A 2526-nucleotide genomic window follows, 5' to 3' on the forward strand; every position below is an offset into this window, starting at 1 on the left:
TGCGCGCCCATGTTCTCGAACTTGTCCTTGAGCTCGATCTCCTTGGCGACGGTGACGCCGTCCTTGGTGATGCGCGGTGCGCCGAACGACTTGTCGATCACGACGTTGCGGCCCTTCGGCCCCAGCGTGACCTTGACGGCGTCGGCGAGGATGTCGACACCCTTCATGATGCGCTCGCGTGCGTCACGCGAGAATTTGACGTCCTTGGCTGCCATGATGGCTACCCTTTCAGATGGAGTGGAAAGTCACGAAAAGTCGCACCGACGCGGATTGCATACGGTGCGTGAAGGTCAGCCGACGATCCCCAGGATGTCCGACTCCTTCATGATGATCAGGTCTTCGCCGTCGACCTTGACCTCGGTGCCCGACCACTTGCCGAACAGGATCTTGTCGCCGGCCTTGACCTCCAGCGGATGGATCTCGCCGGCCTCGTTACGGGCACCGGTGCCGGCGGCGACGACCTCGCCCTCCTGCGGCTTCTCCTTGGCGGTGTCGGGGATGATGATCCCGCCGGCCGTCTTCTCCTCCGCCTCTACGCGGCGAACGAGGACGCGGTCGTGCAACGGACGAAAGTTCATTGCTGATGTCCCTCTTCAGGTGGAATGTGACAGATATTTGGCACTCACGCATTGCGAGTGCCACGCCGGGCATATGAGGGCGACCGGCGGCCGGGTCAAGACGTGGCGAGCGAGCGATCCGCATTGGCGGCGACGCGGCCGGCATTTGACCGGCCGGGCACAGCGGCCTAGCTCTTGGCGCACGAAGCGGAGGAGACGCGCAAGTGAAGCTGGTTCGGGGGGCATGGAGGCTGCTGGTCGGCATCAAGGATGCGCTGGTGCTGTGCGCGATGCTGTTGTTCTTCGGCCTGGTGTTCGCGGCGCTCAATGCCCGGCATGGGGCCAAGTCGATCGCGGCCGGTGCGCTGGTGCTCGACCTCGACGGCCCGATCGTCGAGCAGCCCGCCGACGTGTCGCCCTTCGCCGCCGCCTCCGGTCAGAACACGGCGCATGAATATCGCCTGCGCGACGTGGTCCGCGCGATCGACGCCGCCAAGGACGACGGCCGCGTCAAGGCGGTGGTGCTCGACCTCGACAAGTTCGGCGGCGGCTATCCGGCGGCGGTGAACGAGGTCGGCGAGGCGCTGGGCCGGGTGCGCGCCAGCGGCAAGCCGGTGCTCGCCTATGCCAGCGGCTATACCGACTCCGGCTACCGCCTCGCCGCCTATGCGTCCGAGATTTGGATGAACCCGATGGGCGAGGCTCTGTTCACCGGCCCGGGTGGATCGTCGCTCTATTACAAGGGGTTGATCGACAAGCTGGGCGTCAACGTCCACGTCTATCGGGTCGGCAAGTTCAAGTCGTTCGTCGAGCCCTATACGCGCGCCGACGAGTCGCCCGAAGCCAAGGAGGCGGCGAGCGCGCTGTACGGCTCGCTGTTCGAGGCGTGGAAGCAGGCGATCGCCAAGGCCCGGCCCAAGGCGCAGGTCGCGCCGTTCCTCGCCGACGCCGCCGGCATCGCCACCGCCGCGGGCGGCGACTTCGCGGCCGCCGACCTCAAGGCGGGACTGGTCGACCATCTGGGCGACCGGGTCGCGTTCGGCAAGCGGGTCGCGGCGCTCGCCGGCGGTGACAGTGCCAGGCCCGCCGGCTGGTACAAGCGGATCGCCTATCAGGACTGGGTCGACGCCAACCCGCTGCCGACGGCCGGCGATGCGATCGGCATCGTCACCGTCGCCGGCGACATCGTCGACGGCAAGGCGGAGGCCGGCAGCGCCGGCGGCGACACCATCGCCAACTACATCCTCAAGGGCCTGGCCGAGAAGAAGCTGAAGGGCCTGGTCCTGCGCGTCGATTCGCCAGGCGGCTCGGCGCTGGCGTCCGAGCGGATCCGCCAGGCGGTGCTCCAGGCCAAGGCGGCGGGGCTGCCGGTGGTGGTGTCGATGGGCAGCGTCGCCGCATCGGGCGGCTATTGGGTGTCCACTGCCGGCGATGCCATCTTCGCGGAGCCGACCACGATCACCGGCTCGATCGGCATCTTCGGCATCATCCCGACGCTGGAGAAGACGCTCGCCAAGATCGGCATCACCGCCGACGGGGTGAAGACCACGCCCTTGTCTGGGCAGCCCGATATCTATGCCGGCACCAACGACCAGGTCGACCGCCTGTTTCAGGCCGGCATCGACCATGGCTATGCCGAGTTCATCGGCCGTGTCGCCGCCGCCCGCCACATGACCACCGCGCGGGTGAACGAGATCGGCCAGGGCCGCGTCTGGGACGGCGGTTCCGCCCGCCAGCTGGGGCTGGTCGACCGGTTCGGCACGCTGGCCGACGCGGTCGCCGAGACGGCGCGGCGCGCGCATCTCGACCCGGCCAAGGTCCATGCCGAATATCTGGAGAAGAAGCCGGGCTGGGCCGACCAGCTCGCGCGCAGCCTCGCCGACAAGCGCGACGAGGAGGACAATGCCGCCGGCGACGCGTTCAGCCGCCTCGCCGCCGAGCGGCGCGGGCTTGCGGCACAGGCGCTGGG

Annotated in this window: 3 protein-coding genes; 1 reads left to right on the top strand and 2 read right to left on the bottom strand. The window is 68.4% G+C overall.

The genetic code is table 11. The features are described 5' to 3' along the window. On the bottom strand, positions 1-215 hold a 215-nt coding region (locus HUU95_RS14140), incomplete at its 3' end, for a TCP-1/cpn60 chaperonin family protein (protein WP_302480136.1). A 75-nt stretch (positions 216-290) separates the two neighbouring features. Further along, positions 291-578: a co-chaperone GroES gene (groES, locus tag HUU95_RS14145; RefSeq protein ID WP_174280680.1), complete on the bottom strand. Its 288-nt coding sequence runs from the start codon at positions 576-578 to the stop codon at positions 291-293. A gap of 203 nt (positions 579-781) precedes the next feature. Between groES and sppA the strand changes: the two genes are divergently transcribed. Next, a partial coding sequence (gene sppA, locus HUU95_RS14150; RefSeq protein WP_174280681.1) for a signal peptide peptidase SppA occupies positions 782-2526 on the top strand: 1745 nt, incomplete at its 3' end.

It is taken from the genome of Sphingomonas bacterium, from assembly GCF_903643065.1.
Taxonomy (GTDB): domain Bacteria; phylum Pseudomonadota; class Alphaproteobacteria; order Sphingomonadales; family Sphingomonadaceae; genus Sphingomonas.